A 17,545-nucleotide genomic window follows, 5' to 3' on the forward strand; every position below is an offset into this window, starting at 1 on the left:
AAGATCATAAATGATTATTTGTGAACAACCTCGCAAGATAAAAATCAATTCCACTAACATTCAATGAATTAGGCAACACTCATTTTATTAACCATTGAATTTAATAGCAGTAACCAGGAGAAGCATAAGCGCCATGGGCAGTGTCGCACGCGAATAAGGCGGCGTTAACGGGAGTTAAGATCGTTGTCAGGTGAAAAAAACGATGCTAGATTCAATCAAAACAAGTCACATAAAATCTTAATGTGATTATTTATGATTTTATCATCACCGACAATGAGGAAAAACCCATGAGTAAAGTCAACGACATCACCCGCGAGTCCTGGATATTGAACACCTTTCCCGAATGGGGCACTTGGCTGAACGAAGAGATAGAGCAGGAGAAAGTCGCGCCCGGCACCTTCGCCATGTGGTGGCTGGGCTGCACCGGCATCTGGCTCAAGTCTGAAGAAGGCGCCAATCTGTGCGTCGATTTTTGGTGCGGCACCGGTAAGCAGAGCCACGGCAACCCGCTGATGAAAACCGGCCATCAAATGCAGCGCATGGCCGGGGTGCGGAAGCTGCAGCCGAACCTGCGCACTACCCCATTCGTACTCGACCCGTTCGCCATCACCCAGCTCGACGCCGTGCTGGCCACGCACGATCACAACGACCATATCGATGTGAACGTCGCGGCGGCCGTGTTGCAGAACTGTCCCGAATCCGTCCCGTTTATCGGGCCGAAAAGCTGCGTGGATATCTGGATCGGCTGGGGCGTGCCGCCGGCGCGCTGCATCACCGTCAAACCTGGCGACGTGATAAAAATCAAAGACGTCGAAATTCATGCGCTGGATGCTTTCGATCGCACGGCGCTGATCACATTACCGGTGGAACAAAAGGCCGCGGGCGTACTGCCGGACGGCATGGATCTGCGTGCGGTCAACTACCTGTTCAAAACGCCGGGCGGCAACCTTTATCACAGCGGCGATTCTCACTACTCCAACTATTACGCCAAGCACGGCAACGATCACCACATTGATGTCGCCCTCGGCTCCTACGGCGAGAACCCACGCGGCATTACCGACAAGATGACCAGCGCCGACATCTTGCGCATGGCGGAATCGTTGAACGCCAAGGTCGTGATCCCCTTCCACCACGATATTTGGTCGAATTTCCAGGCAGACCCGCAGGAGATCCGCGTGTTGTGGGACATGAAAAAGGATCGGCTCAAGTACGGTTTCAAACCCTTTATCTGGCAGGTTGGCGGCAAGTTCATCTGGCCGCAGGACAAAGACAATCTGGAATATCACTATCCGCGCGGGTTCGATGATTGTTTCACCCAGGAACCCGACCTGCCCTTCAAGTCTTTCTTGTAATCAACCGGTGTTGCATACTGATGCGCGCTTTTGAACGGCAATGATTCAAATCGTCAAACGGCGCGCATATAATCGAAGGCAACGACGTTCTTCTCACCCTGATGGAGCCCGCATGACAGAGTCCCAACGCCACAATGCCATTCTCGATCTCTTGCATCGCAAGGGGCAAATCTCCGTGGCGGACGTGATCGCGGCGTTTGACATCTCTCCGGCCACCGCGCGCCGGGACATCAACAAACTGAATGAAATTGGCAAATTGCGCAAAGTGCGCAACGGCGCCGAAGCTACGCAAACCCCGCGCCCGGCCTGGACGCCGCTCAACATCCACCAAACCCAGCATCTCGACGAAAAAATGCGCATCGCGGCAGCGGCGGCGCAACTCTGTCAGCCGGGCGAAAGCGTGGTGATCAACTGCGGTTCCACCGCATTTCTGCTGGGGCGTGAAATTTGCGGCAAGCCGGTTCAGGTGATCACCAACTACCTGCCGCTGGCCAACTACCTGATCGAACAGGACCATGACAGCGTGGTGATCATGGGTGGCCAGTACAACAAGACTCAGTCGATTACCCTGGCGCCTCAGGACGGCGACGCGACGCTGTACGCCGGGCACAGGATGTTCACCAGCGGTATCGGCCTTACCGCCGAGGGTTTGTATAAAACGGATATGCTGACCGCCATGGCGGAGCAAAAGATGCTCAACTACGTCGGTAAACTGGTGGTGCTGGTCGACAGCAGCAAAGTCGGCCAACGCGCCGGCATGCTGTTCAGCCGCACCGAGCAAATCGCCATGGTGATCACCGGCCGCGCTGCCAATCCGGCGATCGTTGAGCAACTGCGTCAACAGGGCGTTGAAGTGCTGCTGGTGTGACAAAACCACACCCTTGCTCTGGTCTTAAACGCCGCAGAGTTGGTTACAATAGCGGCGTCCCCCAATTACGAGGCAGTCAGCAGTATGGAACAGTTCGAAGCGATCAACGTTGAGCAAGCGTACGCCCGCTGGAAAGAGGGCAGCGCCGCCCTGGTCGACATCCGCGATCCGCAAAGTTTTGAAGCCGGGCATACGCCGGGCGCCTTTCACCTCACCAACGCCACCCTGTCGGCCTTTATGCAGCAAAACGACTTCGAGCGGCCGGTAATGGTGATGTGCTACCACGGCAACAGCAGCCGCAGCGCGGCGCAGTACCTGCTGCACCAGGGGTTCGACGCGGTCTACAGTATCGACGGCGGCTTCGAGGCCTGGGCCCGCCAGTATCCGCAAGACGTGGAAACCTCTGCCTGATCCCCGCCGCCCGCCGTGCGTCGGCGGGCTTCCCCTTCGATTTTGTGCGCGTTTTCGCGGGTTTTTCGCAGATCCGTTTGCCAGCGCTCAGGATTTCGACGTTATAATCGGCCGTCAGGGTCGCCGGCGGGCAAGCCGCGGCCAAAATCATTCACTTACGACGGAAGAGCAATGGTTAGAGTAATCGCCGTATCCAACCCGCGCCTGGCGCTGGCCTTTGTCGACTATATGGCGACCCAGGGCATCCGGCTTGAGCTGCGCAACAGCGGCGAGGCGGCGGAAATCTGGCTGGCCGACGACGTTCACCTCGAGCAGGTGCAACACGAGCTGCAGCAGTTTCTGACCGATCCGCTCAACCGCCGTTATCAGGCCGCCAGTTGGCAGACCGGCCATACCGACGCCGGCCTGCACTATCAGAGCGAATCCTATCTGCACACCCTGCGCAGCAAGGCCGGGCCGCTGACGCTCGGCGTGATGGTGCTGTGCATCGCGGTCTATATTCTGATGCAGGCGCTGGGCGACGACACCGTGATGTACTGGCTCTCCTGGCCGCAAAACAGCAGCCAATACACACAGCTGTGGCGCTGGGTCAGCCATGCGTTCCTGCACTTCTCCCTGCTGCATATTCTGTTTAACCTGATGTGGTGGTGGTATCTCGGCGGCCAGATGGAAAAACGCCTCGGCGCCGGCAAGCTGTTCGTGCTGGCGGTGGTGTCGGCCTTCTTCAGCGGCTGGGCGCAATCGCTGTTCAGCGGCGCGCTGTTCGGCGGGCTGTCGGGCGTGGTTTATGCGCTGATGGGCTATGTGTGGCTAACGGGCGAACGGGCGCCGGAGCGCGGCCTGATGCTGCCGCGCGGCCTGATGGCGTTCTCGGTGCTGTGGCTGGTGGCCGGATATTTCGATATTTTAGGAATGTCGATCGCCAACGCGGCACACGTAGCCGGTTTAGTGTTAGGGTTATTGATGGCATTTTGGGATACGCGCCATCGCGCACACAACGAACAATAACAGCCGGGAGCTGTGCCCAGCGGGCATAGCGGGCGTTTTAGGGGATTATCGTGAAGCAAACACAGCGTCATGACGCAATTATCGAGCTGGTGCGCCTGCAGGGTTACGTCAGCACGGAAGAGCTGGTCGAACATTTTGACGTCAGCCCGCAAACGATTCGCCGCGATTTGAATGACCTGGCCGACCAGAACAAGATCCAGCGTCACCACGGCGGCGCGGCGCTGCCTTCCAGCTCGGTCAACGCTGCCTATAACGATCGCAAGGTGATGTGGTCGGAAGAGAAGGCCCGCATCGCGCAGCGCGTCGCCAGCCAGATCCCGGACGGCGCCACGCTGTTCATCGATATCGGCACCACGCCGGAAGCGGTGGCCCATGCGCTGATGAACCACAAGAACCTGCGCGTGGTCACCAACAACCTCAACGTCGCCACCCTGCTGACCGCCAAGGAAGACTTCCGTCTGATCCTGGCCGGCGGCGAAGTGCGCACCCGCGACGGCGGCATCATGGGCGAAGCCACCCTGGACTTCATCTCTCAATTCCGCCTCGATTACGGCATTCTCGGCATCAGCGGCATCGATATGGACGGCTCGCTGCTCGAATTCGACTATCACGAAGTGCGCACCAAACGCGCGATTATCGAAAATTCCCGCTGCGTAATGCTGGTCACCGACCACTCCAAATTCGGCCGCAACGCCATGGTCAACCTGGGCAACATGAACCTGATCGACTACCTGTTTACCGACCAGCTGCCGCCGCCGAGCGTGATGAAAATCATCGAGCAGTACGACGTGCAGCTGGAGCTGTGCTGATCCGCCGTTAATCCGCGGGGCGCGCCGCCGCCCCGTTTCCCACCCCCGACGCCCCCTTTTCGACAGCCGTTTGCCCGCCCGCGCCATATCCTTATAATTTATGTGCCTATCATCACCAAACTGTTACCTTTATCACGCCTAAATGTTTTTGTTTGGTTAAGTCTTGGCTTGCTTGTTGGTTTTTGATTACAATCATGAGCGAAAACGAACATGAAAGAGCTATTTCGAACATCTGGAGGAAGATGACGTGGAAACCAAAGACTTGATCGTTATCGGTGGCGGCATCAACGGTGCCGGCATCGCGGCGGATGCTGCCGGGCGCGGGCTGTCGGTACTGCTACTGGAAGCGCAAGACTTGGCCTGTGCTACGTCTTCCGCCAGTTCCAAACTGATCCACGGTGGCCTGCGCTACCTGGAACACTACGAATTCCGTTTGGTGAGCGAAGCGCTGGCCGAACGTGAAGTGCTGCTGAAGCTGGCGCCGCACATCGCGTTCCCAATGCGTTTCCGCCTGCCGCACCAGCCGCACCTGCGCCCGGCCTGGATGATCCGTATCGGCCTGTTCCTGTACGATCACCTGGGCAAACGCACCAGCCTGCCGGGCAGCAAGGGCTTGCGCTTTGGACCAGAGTCGGTGCTGAAGCCTGAATTGAAGCGCGGTTTCGAATATTCCGACTGCTGGGTCGACGATGCTCGCCTGGTGGTGCTGAACGCGCAGGAAGTGGAAAAACGCGGCGGCGAAGTGCGCACCCGCACCAAAGTGACCCGCGCATGGCGTGAAAACGGCATGTGGATGGTGGAAGCGGTCGATATCGACAGCGGCAAAACCTTCACCTGGCGCGCCAAAGGCCTGGTGAACGCCACCGGCCCGTGGGTGAAAAACTTCTTCGACGACGGCCTGAAGCTGAAATCGCCTTACGGCATCCGCCTGATCAAAGGCAGCCACATCGTGGTGCCGCGCGTACACGATCAGCCGCAGTCTTACATTCTGCAGAACGAAGACCACCGCATCGTGTTCGTGATCCCGTGGAATGACGAGTTCTCCATCATCGGCACCACCGACGTGGAGTACAAAGGCGATCCGAAGGACGTGAAGATCGACGAGAACGAAATCGCTTATCTGCTGAAAGTGTACAACGATCACTTCAAGAAGCAGCTGGGCCGCGACGACATCGTCTGGACTTACTCCGGCGTGCGTCCGCTGTGCGACGACGAATCCGATTCGCCGCAGGCGATCACCCGCGATTACACGCTGGACGTGCACGACGAACAAGGCAAGGCGCCGCTGCTGTCGGTCTTCGGCGGCAAGCTGACCACCTACCGCAAGCTGGCCGAGCACGCGATGGAAAAACTGGCCCACTACTACCCAGGCTGCGGCCCGGCGTGGACCAAAAACGCCACGCTGCCGGGCGGTGACATCGGCGGCGATCGCGACGGCTACGCGGCCAAATTGCGCCGCGCCCACGGCTGGTTGCCGGAAGCGCTGGCGCGCCGCTATGCCCGCACCTACGGTAGCCAGAGCGAGCTGATCCTGGCCGGCGCCAACGGCCTCGCCGATCTGGGCGAAGATTTCGGCCACGGTCTGTATGAAGCCGAACTGCGCTACCTGACCGAGAAAGAGTGGGTCGTAGAGCTGGACGACGCCATCTGGCGCCGCACCAAGCTGGGCATGTGGCTGGACGAAGCGCAGCAGGCGCGAGTGAAAGCCTGGCTGGCGGAACACGCGAAAACGAAAACGCTGTCTCTGGCTTCCTGAGCCGCAGCGTAACAAAGAAAGGGCCGGTTATCCGGCCCTTTTCTTTGCTCTTCCTCGCACGCTTTACAGCTTCACCGGCTGAATGTGCCAGATTTCATCCGCATATTCCTGAATGGTGCGATCGGAGGAGAAGTAGCCCATGTTGGCGATATTCAGCACCGCGCGCCGCGTCCACTCGTCCTGATTGAGATACACCTCGTCCACCTTGTCCTGCGTGTCCACGTAGCTGCGGTAATCCGCCAACAGCTGATAGTGATCGCCGAGGTTGACCAGCGAGTCGAACAAATTGCCATAGCGTTTCGGCTCTTCCGGGCTGAACACGCCGGTGGCGATCTGCGTCAGCGCCTGATGCAGCTCCGGGTCTTGCTCATAGTACTGGCGCGGGTTGTAACCGTTGCGGCGCAGTTCCTCGACCTGCTCGGCGGTATTGCCGAAGATAAAGATATTCTCCTCCCCCACGTGCTCGCGCATCTCGACGTTGGCGCCGTCCAGCGTACCGATGGTCAGCGCGCCGTTCAGCGCGAACTTCATGTTGCTGGTGCCCGAGGCCTCGGTGCCCGCCAGCGAGATCTGTTCGGACAGATCCGCCGCCGGGATAATGATCTGCGCCAGGCTGACGCCGTAGTTCGGAATGAACACCACCTTCAGCTGGGTATGCACGCGCGGATCGTTGTTGATCACTTTGGCCACGTCGTTGATCAAGCGGATGATCTGCTTGGCGGCATAGTAGGCCGAGGCCGCCTTGCCGGCGAAGATCACCACCCGCGGCACGCGCTCGATCTCCGGATCGTCCAGCAGACGGTTATACAGCGTGATGACGTGCAACACGTTGAGCAGCTGCCGTTTGTACTCGTGGATGCGCTTGATCTGCACGTCGAACAGCGCATCCGGGTTGACCACCACGTTGAGCGTTTTGGCGATGTACAGCGCCAGCCGCTCCTTGTTCTGCCGCTTGGCGCGCTGCACCGCCTGCAGGAAACTCGGGTAATCGACGTTGGCTTTGATCTCGCTCAGCTGGCTGAGATCGGTGCGCCAGGTTTGGCCGATGCAGTCGTCCAACACCGCCGCCAGCGGCGGGTTGGCCAGCGCCAGCCAACGGCGCGGCGTCACCCCGTTGGTTTTGTTGCAGAAACGATTAGGGAACAGCCGGGCGAAGTCGGCGAACAGCGACTGCACCATCAGTTCGGAATGCAGGGCGGAAACGCCGTTGACCTTGAGGCTGGCCACCACCGCCAGCCACGCCATGCGCACCCGGCGGCCGTTGGTTTCGTCGATGATCGAGACCCGCGCCAGCAGGTCGTTGTCGCCCGGCGCCACTTCCTGCACCATCTTGAGGAAGTGATCGTTGATTTCGAAAATCAGCTGCAGGTGGCGCGGCAAGATGCGGCCAATCATGTCCAGCGGCCAGGTTTCCAGCGCCTCGCTCATCAGCGTGTGGTTGGTGTAAGAAAACACCTGCTCCACCACTTCCCAGGCGTCGAGCCACTTGAATTTGTGCTCGTCGATCAGCCGGTGCATCAGCTCGGGAATCGACAAGACCGGGTGAGTGTCGTTGAGGTGAATGGCGATCTTGTCCGCCAGGTTGTCGAAGGTTTTGTGCATCAGCCAATGGCGGTTGAGGATGTCCTGCACCGTCGCCGACACCAGGAAATACTCCTGCCGCAGCCGCAGCTCGCGCCCGGAGGAGGTCGAGTCGTCCGGATACAGCACGCGCGACACGTTCTCCGAATGGTTTTTATCTTCCACCGCGGCGAAATAATCGCCCTGGTTGAACTTGCCGAGGTTGATCTCGTTACTGGCCTGCGCGCCCCACAGCCGCAGGGTGTTGGTGGCATCGGTGTCGAAACCGGGGATCACCTGATCGTAGGCGATGGCCACGACCTCTTCGGTCTCCAGCCAGCGCGCCTTGGCGCCCTCCTGCTGCACGCGGCCGCCGAAGCGCACCTTGTAGCGGGTGTTATGACGCGGAAACTCCCACGGATTGCCGTACTCCAGCCAGTAGTCCGGCGACTCCATCTGTTGGCCGTTGACGATGTTCTGCTTGAACATGCCGTACTCGTAGCGAATGCCGTAGCCGCGCCCCGGCAGCGCCAGCGTCGCCAGCGAATCGAGGAAGCAGGCCGCCAGGCGGCCCAGACCGCCGTTGCCGAGGCCAGGGTCGTTCTCTTCTTCCAGCAGTTCACCCAGGCTCAACCCCATTTCGTTCAGCGCGTTGTCGATATCCTGATAGATGCCCATCGACAGCAGCGCGTTCGACAGGGTGCGGCCGATCAGAAACTCCATCGACAGGTAATACACCTGCCGCACGTCTTGAGACAGCTGGGCGCGGTTGGAACGCAGCCAGCGTTCAACCATGCGATCGCGCACCGCGAACAGCACGGCGTTCAGCCAGTCGTGCCGGTTGGCGATGGCCGGATCCTTGCCGACGATAAACATCAGCTTATAGGCGATGGAGTGTTTCAGCGCTTCCACACTGACCGTAGGTGAGGTGTAACTAAACGGTGAAGTCATGGCTTTTTAATCCCTTGTAGGGAGCCCAGCCATTCGCCGCGGAATAGCGGGCTCCGCTGAACATGGACGCGGCACGCCGCGCCCCGACAATCAACCCAAACGGCTGCCCGCCGCGCGTCAACCCGAGACGCGAAACGCGGGCTACAAACGTTGATAAAGCGATAAATACTCTTTCGCCGCCACCGGCCAGCCGAAGTCCACGCTCATGGCGTGGCGCTGAACGTGGCGCCAGTGTTTCGGCCGGCTCCACAGCACCATGGCGCGGCGGATGGCGTTGCCCAGCGCGACGGCGTCGCAATCGTCGAACACGAAGCCGCTGGCGGTGCCGTCGGCCAGGTTCTCCAGCGCGCAGTCCACCACCGTGTCCGCCAGCCCGCCGGTGCGGCGCACCAGCGGCAGCGTGCCGTATTTCAGGCCGTAGAGCTGCGTCAGGCCGCAGGGCTCGAAGCGGCTCGGCACCAGAATCACGTCGGCGCCGCCGATGATGCGGTGGGAGAAGGATTCGTGATAGCCGATCTGCACCCCAACCTGCTCGGGATAATCGGCAGCGGCGGCCAGAAACGCCTGTTGCAGCACCGCATCGCCGGCGCCCAGCAGCGCCAGCTGCCCACCCTGCGCCAGCAGTTCAGGCAGTGCCTGCAGCACCAGATCCAGGCCTTTTTGGCTGGTCAATCGGCTCACCACCGCGAACACCGGCAGCGATTCATCCACCTTCAGCCCCATGGCCTTTTGCAGATGCAGCTTGTTTTTGACCTTGCTTTTCAGATCGTCAGCGTCGTAGCGGGCGCTCAGCCGCGGGTCGCGGGCCGGATCCCAAATGTTGTCGTCCACCCCGTTGAGGATGCCGCTCAGCCTGCCCTGCCGCTGCCGCTCCTGCAGCAGCCCCTCCATGCCGTAGCCGAACTCCGGCCGGGTGATCTCGCGCGCATAGGTCGGGCTGACGGCGGTCACGTGGTCGGCATAAAACAGCCCGGCCTTGAGGAACGACATCTGGCCGTAGAACTCCAGGCCATAAACATCGTAAAACGACGCCGGCAGCCACAGCTCGGTCACGTGATGGGCGGAGAACAGCCCTTGATAAGCCAGGTTGTGCACCGTAAACACCGAGCGCGCCGGGTGGCCGTTGGCGGCCAGATAGGCGCAGCTCAGGCCGGCGTGCCAGTCGTGGGCATGCACCAGCTGCGGCCGCCAGTAGCGATCCAGCCCCTTGGCCAGTTCGCAGGCCATCCAGCCCAGCAGCGCAAAGCGGCGGTGGTTGTCGGGATAGGCGTACATGGACTGATCGTGGTACGGGCTGCCCGGCCGGTCATACAGCCAGGGCGCATCGATGAGATAGATGCCCACGCCATGGTAAGTGCCGTAACGCAGGCCGACCCGGCCGGCGAACGAGTCGATTTCCGCCACCAGCGAGGTGTCGGGGATGCCGTTGCGTACGTCAGGGAAAGCGGGCAATAGCACCCGAACATCGGCGCCTTCGGCGATTTGCGCCGCCGGCAGCGCGCCAACCACGTCTGCGAGTCCACCCGTTTTCAGCAGGGGGAACATTTCAGAACATACGTGTAAGACCTGCATTATCACTCCTGAAAGTCGGCCGAAGGCCTCTGGATAAGAAATAAAGCAGGCTTGCCGCTGTTATGCGTGCCGCGTTGCGCAAGCCATCGAACCGTTCATCAGGCGGCAGGCTATCGTTCTGCCGCCCACGTTAACTCACAATTTTGACAACATTTCGCGCGTCACCAGCACGATGCCGCCTTCCGAGCGATAAAAACGCTTGCTGTCCTCATCGGCGTTTTCCCCGATCACCATGCCTTCCGGAATGTGGCAGGCGCGGTCGATGATGCAGCGCCGCAGGCGGCAGGAACGGCCGACGTTCACGTCCGGCAACAATACGGTAGAGTCGATGGTGCAGAACGAGTTCACTCGCACGCGCGGGAACAGCACCGAATGCACCACCACCGAGCCCGAGACGATACAGCCGCCGGACACCAGCGAGTTCATGGTCATGCCGTGGCTGCCGGAGCGATCCTGCACGAACTTGGCCGGCGGCAGCGGCTCCATGTGGGTGCGGATCGGCCAGGCGCGGTCGTACATGTCCAGCTCCGGCGTCACCGACGCCAGATCGAGGTTGGCGCGCCAGTAGGCGTCCAGCGTGCCCACGTCGCGCCAGTACGGCGGCAGATCGGGGTTGGAGGTCACGCAGGACAAGGTAAACGGATGCGCCCACGCCGCCTGCTGCGCGGTGATTTTCGGGATCAGATCCTTGCCGAAATCGTGGCTGGAGCCGGGGGTCGACATATCCTCTTCCAGCAGTTGAAACAGGTAGGCGGCATTAAAAATATAGATGCCCATGCTGGCCAGCGACATATCCGGGTTGCCCGGCATCGCCGGCGGATCGGCGGGTTTCTCCAGGAACTCGATGATGCGGTCGCTTTCATCCACCTTCATCACGCCGAATTCGCCGGCTTCGCTGCGCGGCACCGGCAGGCAGGCCACGGTGCACTGGGCGCCCTTCTCGACGTGGTCTATCAGCATGCGCGAGTAATCCATCTTGTAGATGTGGTCGCCCGCCAGGATCACCACGTATTCGGCCTCATAGCGGCGGATGATGTCCAGGTTCTGATACACCGCGTCGGCGGTGCCTTTGTACCAATGCTCGGTGCTGAGGCGCTGCTGGGCCGGCAGCAGATCGACGAACTCGTTCATTTCCTCGTTGAGAAACGACCAGCCGCGCTGAATGTGCTGCACCAGCGTGTGCGACTGGTATTGGGTGATCACGCCGATGCGGCGAATGCCGGAGTTCAGGCAGTTCGACAGGGCGAAATCGATGATGCGGAACTTGCCGCCAAAGTGGACGGCGGGCTTGGCGCGGGTGGAGGTCAAATCTTTCAGGCGCGAGCCGCGGCCGCCGGCTAGGATCAGCGCTACGGATTTAATCGGCAGCTGGCGCGCCAACATCAGGGGGTCTTTATTTTCAAACCTAACCATAGCGGACTCCTTTTATTATTTCCGTACCAGAACGCAAAGCGAGCGCGCGGCCTGGTGCCAGGCGGGTAACACCGCCCGTGAGTCTTCCTGAGTGAACGGGGCGACAACCTGCCAATCGCCTTCCGGCAACCTCATCTCCACCGTTTGCGGCGTGGCGTTGACCAGCAGCAGCCAGCGCTGCGACAGCAGGATCTGCATGAGCAGATCGCCCTGCTCCCACTGTTGCGCGTCGAGCGGCTGCCCTTGCGCGTTTAGCCACTGCACGCTGCCGTCGTCCTGCTGCCACCAGCGATCCTGTTGCAACGCGGGGATCTGGCGGCGCAGCGCGATCAGCGCCGCGACGTAGTCGGTCAGCGCGTCATCCGCCGTGGCCCAATCGAGCCAGGTGATGGCGTTGTCCTGACAATAGGCGTTGTTGTTCCCCTGCTGGCTGTGTCCCTGTTCATCGCCGGCCAGCAGCATCGGCGTTCCCTGGGACAGCAACAGCGTGGCGAGCATCGCCCGCTGGCTGGCCCTGCGGCGTTGCACAATGGCGTCGTCGGCGACCAGGCCTTCCACGCCGTGGTTGTTGCTGAAATTGCGATCGCTGCCGTCACGGTTGCCTTCGCCGTTCGGCTGGTTGTGTTTCTCGTTGAAGCTGACCACGTCCTGCAGGGTAAAACCGTCATGGGCGGTCAGCATGTTGACGGTGGCGTAAGGCGCCCGTCCGCGCTGGTTGTACAGATCGCTGGAGGCGGCAAAACGCCGGGCGAACTGGCCGAGCGACACGCCGCTCTGCAGCCAGAAACGGCGCATGTCGTCGCGATAATGGTCGTTCCATTCGGCGAAGCGGCCGGGGAACGCCCCCACCTGATAGCCGCCGGGGCCAACGTCCCAGGGTTCGGCGATCAGCTTGCAGCGCGACAGCACATCGTCCGCCAGCATCGCCTGGAACAGCGGCGCATCGCGATCGAACCCCGGCGTGCGGCCGAGCACGCTGCCCAGATCGAAGCGGAAACCGTCGACGTGGCACTCCCGCACCCAAAAACGCAGGCAATCCATCACCCAGGCCACGCCCTGCGGCTGATCCAATCGCAGGGTGTTGCCGCAGCCGGTGTCGTTGACGTAGTCACCCTCCGGCGTCAGCCAGTAGTAGCTCTGGTTGTCGATGCCGCTCAGCGACAGCATCGGCCCGTCCCTGTCCAGCTCGGCGCTGTGGTTGTACACCACGTCGAGGATCACCTCGATGCCGGCTTGGTGCAGCGCCTTGACCGCATCGCGAAATTCGTTCAGCGGCGTGCCGTCGGTGCTCAGGCTGGCGTAGCGGTTGTCCGGCGCATAGGGCGCCAGCACGTTATAGCCCCAGTAGTTGATCAGCCCCAGCCGCTGCAGGCGCGGTTCGGAGGTATGTTGCTGCACCGGCAACAGTTCCAGCGCGGTGATGCCGAGGCGTTTGAAGTGGGCGATCATCACCGGGTGCCCCAGCGCGGCGAAACTGCCGCGCAGCGCCGGCGGGATCTTCGGGTGCAGCAGCGTCAGGCCGCGCACGTGCGCTTCGTAAATCACCGTCTGCCCCCAGGGCGTGGCGGGCGGGCGATCGTCCTGCCAGTCGTACTGTTCGTCCACCACCACGCATTTCGGCATCAGCTCGGCGCTGTCGTGCGGATCAGGCTGTTCGTAACCGCCGTGCAGGTGCGGGTGATCCGCCACCGGCCCCTCCACCGCGCGCGCGGCCGGATCGAGCGCCAGCTTGTTGGGGTTGAAACGCTGCCCGTTCGCCGGGTCGAACGGGCCGTAGACCCGGTAACCGTAACGTTGCCCCGGTCTGCCGCCCGGCAAGTAGCCATGCCAGATATCGCCGCTGCGCGCCGGCAGCGGCAGGCGCACTTCGCGCTGCTGGCCGTCGAACAGGCACAGCTCCACCCGCTCGGCGTGCGCCGAGTACAGGGTAAAGTTGATGCCTTCGCCGTCGTAATGGGCGCCCAGCGGCGCGGCGAGGCCGGCCGTCAGCTCCGTCATGGCGCCTCCCGCAGCAGATAAATGGTCGCCAGCGGCGGCAGCGTCACGCAGATGGAAAAGTCGCGGCCGTGGCTGCCGACCGCTTCGGAAGAGACCCGCCCCTGATTGCCGGCGTTGCTGCCGTGATAGTGGTGCGAGTCGGTATTGAGGATCTCGCGATAGTCGCCGGCGCGTGAGAGGCCGATGCGGTAGCGGTAGCGCGGCACCGGGGTAAAGTTGCTGATGGCGATCAGCTCATTGCCCTGCGAATCGTAGCGCGCGAACGCGAACACCGAGTTGTCGTGATCGTCGACCACCAGCCACTCGAAGCCGTCCGGGCGGTAGTCGCGCTCATACAGCGGCGCCTGCTGCCGGTAGCAGTGGTTCAGATCGCGCACCAGCCGCTGCACGCCGTTGTGCCAGTTATCCAGCCCTTCCAGCAAATGCCAGTCGAGGCTGGTATCGAAATTCCACTCGCGCCCCTGCGCGAACTCGCAGCCCATAAACAGCAGCTTTTTGCCCGGATGCGCCCACATAAACCCGTAGTAGGCGCGCAGGTTGGCGAACTTTTGCCAGGCGTCGCCCGGCATGCGGTCGAGGATCGATTTTTTGCCGTGCACCACTTCATCGTGCGAGATAGGCAACACGAAGTTCTCGGTGTAGGCGTACAGCATGCCGAAGGTCATCTGGTTGTGGTGATACTTGCGGTGCACCGGATCGCACTTCATGTAATTGAGCGTGTCGTGCATCCAGCCGAGGTTCCACTTGTAGTGGAATCCCAGGCCGTTGGCGTCCGGCGGCAGGGTGACGCCGGGATAGTCGGTGGACTCCTCCGCCAATGTCACCGCACCCGGCTGCGCCTGGCCGATAGTCTGGTTGGTATAACGCAGGAAGGCGATCGCCTCCAGGTTCTCGTTGCCGCCGTAGTAATTCGGCACCCACTCGCCGTCGGCGCGGCTGTAATCGCGATAGATCATCGACGCCACCGCATCGACCCGCAGCGCGTCGATACCGAAACGCTCCAGCCAATACAGCGCGTTGCCCGCCAGGTAGTTGCGCACCTCGTGGCGGCCGTAGTTGTAGATCAGCGTATTCCAGTCCTGGTGGTAGCCTTCGCGCGGATCGGCGTATTCATACAGCGCGGTGCCGTCAAAATTCGCCAGGCCGTAGGCGTCGCTCGGGAAGTGCCCCGGCACCCAGTCGAGGATCACGTTGATGCCCGCCTCATGCGCCGCCGCCACGAACGCCCGGAAATCGGCCGGCGTGCCGAAGCGCCGGGTCGGCGCATACAGCCCCAGCGGCTGGTAGCCCCAGCTGCCGTCGAACGGGTGCTCGTTGATCGGCAGCAGCTCGATATGGGTGAATCCCATGTCCTTCACATAGTCGATAAGCTGCACCGCCAGCTCGCCGTAGCTGAGCCAGAAATGGTTGTCGGTGTGGCGGCGCCATGAGCCGAGATGCACCTCGTAGATGGCGATCGGCTGGTCAAAATCGTTGGCGCGGCGGCGCGCCTGCGTCGACGGCACCACCTCCGGCAGCGGCGCCACCAGCGAGGCGGTGTCCGGGCGCATCTGCGCCTCGAAGGCGTAAGGATCGGCTTTCAACTGGGTATTGCCGTAGCAATCGACGATTTCATATTTGTACAGCTGGCCGGCCCGCACGCCGGGCAGGAACAGCTCCCAGATGCCGTTTTCACGCCGCAGACGCATCGGATGGCGGCGGCCGTCCCAGAAGTTGAACTCCCCCACCACCGAGACGCGCTGGGCGTTGGGCGCCCAAACGGCAAAGCTGACGCCGTCGACGTCATCCAGCGTGGCGAGGTGAGCCCCCAGGCGTTCATAGGGGCGCAGGTGCGTGCCCTCGGCCAATAGCCAGCTGTCGATGTCCTGCAGCAGCGGGCCGAACCGGTAGGGATCGTCGACGGTCTGTTGGTGATCGCGCCAGCTGACCTGCAGCTGATAGCGGAAAGGATTTTTGCGCCGCGGCACCACGGCACTGAAGAAGCCGCGCGGATCGTCGCAGTTCAACTGCACCAGCCGCCGGCCGGTTTGCTGTTCCACCAGCCAGACTGCGCCAGCGTCCGGCAGCAGCGCGCGCACCTGCAGACCGTTATCGGTCGCATGCATGCCAAGCAGAGCAAAGGGGTCGGCGTAATGGCCGGAGATGATCTGATCAATCACGTCACGATCGGGAAGTACAGGCATAGTCTTCTTCCTTAGATTAACAGCATGATCTAAGCACGGCTTGTTGGTTATTCCTTGGCCGTTTTGGTCATCATGCAATGCATTCGGTATCCAAAGCGTGATTGCGGTCGGTTATTGACCAATCTTTACTCTGCCGACCTGAATTTCGCTCTTTATGCTTATTTTTAGAAATATTTCAGTCATGGTGAAAAATTGTTCGCCCATGCGTTAAGCATAGCCAATGTCTGTTAAAAACTGCTCAGCATTGCTCAGGAAAATTCTTCATTAAGAAAACTGCCAGCCTGGCGGCGCCGGCATGCGGCGGCCGACGAGGAGATATGCGGGGTACAGCTCATTGAAGCAGGGCTTGCGATGACGTTGCCCGACGCGGACGCGGCGAACAAAAAAGCGGAAAATAAGGCTTTAGGGGGCTGAAAGTAGCCAGCCCCCAGGAAATGCGGGTTTACAGCAGAATACGCAGCATGCGGCGCAGCGGCTCGGCCGCGCCCCACAGCAGCTGGTCGCCCACGGTGAACGCCGACAGGTACTCCGGCCCCATATTCAGCTTGCGCAGACGGCCGACCGGCGTATTCAGCGTGCCGGTCACCGCCGCCGGCGTCAGTTCGCGCATGGTCAGCTCACGGTCGTTCGGGATCACGCGCACCCAGTCGTTGTGCGTCGCCAGCATCTGCTCGATTTCCGGCAGCGACACGTCTTTTTTCAGCTTCAGGGTGAACGCCTGGCTGTGGCAGCGCAGCGCGCCGACGCGCACGCACAGGCCATCGACCGGGATCACGCTGCCGGTGTTCAGAATCTTGTTGGTTTCCGCCTGGCCTTTCCACTCTTCGCGGCTCTGGCCGTTGTCGAGCTGCTTGTCGATCCACGGGATCAGGCTGCCGGCCAGCGGCACGCCGAAGTTATCGGTCGGCAGTTTGCCGCTGCGGGTGGCCTCGGTCACCTTACGCTCGATATCCAGAATGGCGGAAGCCGGATCCTGCAGCTCTTTCGCCACGTCGGCATGCAGCATGCCCATCTGGGTCAGCAGTTCGCGCATGTGGCGCGCGCCGCCGCCGGAGGCCGCCTGATAAGTGGCGACCGACGCCCACTCCACCAGATCGTTGGCGAACAGGCCGCCGAGCGACATCAGCATCAGGCTGACGGTGCAGTTGCCGCCGACGAAGGTTTTGATGCCGTTGTCCAGGCCCTGCTGAATCACCGCGTGGTTGACCGGATCCAGGATGATGATGGCGTCGTCCTGCATGCGCAGCGAAGAGGCCGCGTCAATCCAGTACCCCTGCCAACCGCTGGCGCGCAGCTTAGGATACACTTCGTTGGTATAATCGCCGCCCTGACAGGTAATAATGATATCGAGCGCGCTCAGCGCGTCGATATCATACGCATCCTGCAGCGTGCCCTGCTGGCCGCCGAAGGCCGGCGCGGCGGAACCGTGCTGCGAGGTGGAGAAAAAGACCGGGCGAATGGCGTCGAAATCGCGCTCTTCCGTCATGCGTTGCATGAGAACCGAGCCGACCATTCCGCGCCAACCGATGAAACCAACGTTTTTCATAATATCTGTGTCCCGCCCGGATAAGGGCTTATGTAGGTGATAACGAGTTGTGTGCAATATCTCCTCACCTTACAAAATGTCGGCGCGGGCGCAAAGTGAATTTATTCGATGGCTGGGG

At 61.2% G+C, this 17,545-nt stretch carries 12 protein-coding genes; 6 read left to right on the top strand and 6 right to left on the bottom strand.

Going from position 1 to position 17,545, the window contains the following annotated elements; translation table 11 throughout:
• The first annotated feature begins 287 nt into the window (after positions 1 to 287).
• The 6 genes from ulaG to glpD all read left to right on the top strand — a co-directional run bounded on the left by ulaG (position 288) and on the right by glpD (position 6,204).
• Positions 288 to 1,352: an L-ascorbate 6-phosphate lactonase gene (gene ulaG / locus ACJ8MK_RS17315; RefSeq protein ID WP_049195640.1), complete on the top strand. Its 1,065-nt coding sequence runs from the start codon at positions 288 to 290 to the stop codon at positions 1,350 to 1,352.
• A gap of 112 nt (positions 1,353 to 1,464) precedes the next feature.
• Positions 1,465 to 2,220, top strand: a complete 756-nt coding sequence (gene ulaR, locus ACJ8MK_RS17320) for an HTH-type transcriptional regulator UlaR (RefSeq protein WP_442517925.1) — start codon at positions 1,465 to 1,467, stop codon at positions 2,218 to 2,220.
• Between the two features lie 84 nt (positions 2,221 to 2,304).
• On the top strand, positions 2,305 to 2,631 hold the full coding sequence (gene glpE / locus ACJ8MK_RS17325; protein WP_019455180.1) for a thiosulfate sulfurtransferase GlpE: 327 nt from the start codon (positions 2,305 to 2,307) through the stop codon (positions 2,629 to 2,631).
• Between the two features lie 171 nt (positions 2,632 to 2,802).
• Positions 2,803 to 3,639, top strand: coding sequence for a rhomboid family intramembrane serine protease GlpG (gene glpG / locus ACJ8MK_RS17330; protein WP_039569119.1), 837 nt, complete (start codon positions 2,803 to 2,805; stop codon positions 3,637 to 3,639).
• 50 nt (positions 3,640 to 3,689) lie between these two features.
• Entirely contained in the window at positions 3,690 to 4,448 is a 759-nt protein-coding gene (locus tag ACJ8MK_RS17335) for a DeoR/GlpR family transcriptional regulator (protein ID WP_004930797.1), read from the top strand.
• A 247-nt stretch (positions 4,449 to 4,695) separates the two neighbouring features.
• Positions 4,696 to 6,204 (top strand): glycerol-3-phosphate dehydrogenase, encoded by a 1,509-nt coding sequence (gene glpD, locus ACJ8MK_RS17340; RefSeq protein ID WP_033654445.1) that lies wholly within the window; start codon positions 4,696 to 4,698, stop codon positions 6,202 to 6,204.
• A 63-nt stretch (positions 6,205 to 6,267) separates the two neighbouring features.
• On the opposite strand, the gene glgP is transcribed toward glpD, so the two are convergent.
• From glgP to asd, 6 genes are all read right to left on the bottom strand, one after another.
• Complete coding sequence (glgP, locus tag ACJ8MK_RS17345) at positions 6,268 to 8,715, bottom strand: glycogen phosphorylase (RefSeq protein ID WP_442517926.1); 2,448 nt, start codon at positions 8,713 to 8,715, stop codon at positions 6,268 to 6,270.
• A gap of 141 nt (positions 8,716 to 8,856) precedes the next feature.
• Positions 8,857 to 10,287: a glycogen synthase GlgA gene (gene glgA / locus ACJ8MK_RS17350; RefSeq protein ID WP_033636333.1), complete on the bottom strand. Its 1,431-nt coding sequence runs from the start codon at positions 10,285 to 10,287 to the stop codon at positions 8,857 to 8,859.
• 135 nt (positions 10,288 to 10,422) lie between these two features.
• Entirely contained in the window at positions 10,423 to 11,700 is a 1,278-nt protein-coding gene (gene glgC, locus ACJ8MK_RS17355) for a glucose-1-phosphate adenylyltransferase (protein ID WP_004930810.1), read from the bottom strand.
• A 15-nt stretch (positions 11,701 to 11,715) separates the two neighbouring features.
• Positions 11,716 to 13,698, bottom strand: a complete 1,983-nt coding sequence (gene glgX / locus ACJ8MK_RS17360; protein ID WP_442517927.1) for a glycogen debranching protein GlgX — start codon at positions 13,696 to 13,698, stop codon at positions 11,716 to 11,718.
• On the bottom strand, positions 13,695 to 15,881 hold the full coding sequence (glgB, locus tag ACJ8MK_RS17365; RefSeq protein WP_047570194.1) for a 1,4-alpha-glucan branching protein GlgB: 2,187 nt from the start codon (positions 15,879 to 15,881) through the stop codon (positions 13,695 to 13,697). The genes glgX and glgB overlap by 4 nt, the downstream gene beginning before the upstream one ends.
• Before the next feature lie 442 nt (positions 15,882 to 16,323).
• On the bottom strand, positions 16,324 to 17,427 hold the full coding sequence (gene asd, locus ACJ8MK_RS17370; protein ID WP_033636337.1) for an aspartate-semialdehyde dehydrogenase: 1,104 nt from the start codon (positions 17,425 to 17,427) through the stop codon (positions 16,324 to 16,326).
• Positions 17,428 to 17,545 lie beyond the last annotated feature (118 nt).

The sequence above is a fragment of the Serratia sp. CY38905 genome, assembly GCF_052168875.1.
GTDB lineage: Bacteria > Pseudomonadota > Gammaproteobacteria > Enterobacterales > Enterobacteriaceae > Serratia > Serratia sarumanii.

Bases quoted from the DNA above. Each gene is read 5' to 3' on its own strand.
- asd (WP_033636337.1), bottom strand. From the start codon at position 17,427: ATGAAAAACGTTGGTTTCATCGGTTGGCGCGGAATGGTCGGCTCGGTT.
- glgP (WP_442517926.1), bottom strand. From the start codon at position 8,715: ATGACTTCACCGTTTAGTTACACCTCACCTACGGTCAGTGTGGAAGCG.
- glgC (WP_004930810.1), bottom strand. From the start codon at position 11,700: ATGGTTAGGTTTGAAAATAAAGACCCCCTGATGTTGGCGCGCCAGCTG.
- ulaG (WP_049195640.1), top strand. From the start codon at position 288: ATGAGTAAAGTCAACGACATCACCCGCGAGTCCTGGATATTGAACACC.
- ulaR (WP_442517925.1), top strand. From the start codon at position 1,465: ATGACAGAGTCCCAACGCCACAATGCCATTCTCGATCTCTTGCATCGC.
- glgB (WP_047570194.1), bottom strand. From the start codon at position 15,881: ATGCCTGTACTTCCCGATCGTGACGTGATTGATCAGATCATCTCCGGC.
- glpE (WP_019455180.1), top strand. From the start codon at position 2,305: ATGGAACAGTTCGAAGCGATCAACGTTGAGCAAGCGTACGCCCGCTGG.
- glgX (WP_442517927.1), bottom strand. From the start codon at position 13,698: ATGACGGAGCTGACGGCCGGCCTCGCCGCGCCGCTGGGCGCCCATTAC.
- glpG (WP_039569119.1), top strand. From the start codon at position 2,803: ATGGTTAGAGTAATCGCCGTATCCAACCCGCGCCTGGCGCTGGCCTTT.
- glgA (WP_033636333.1), bottom strand. From the start codon at position 10,287: ATGCAGGTCTTACACGTATGTTCTGAAATGTTCCCCCTGCTGAAAACG.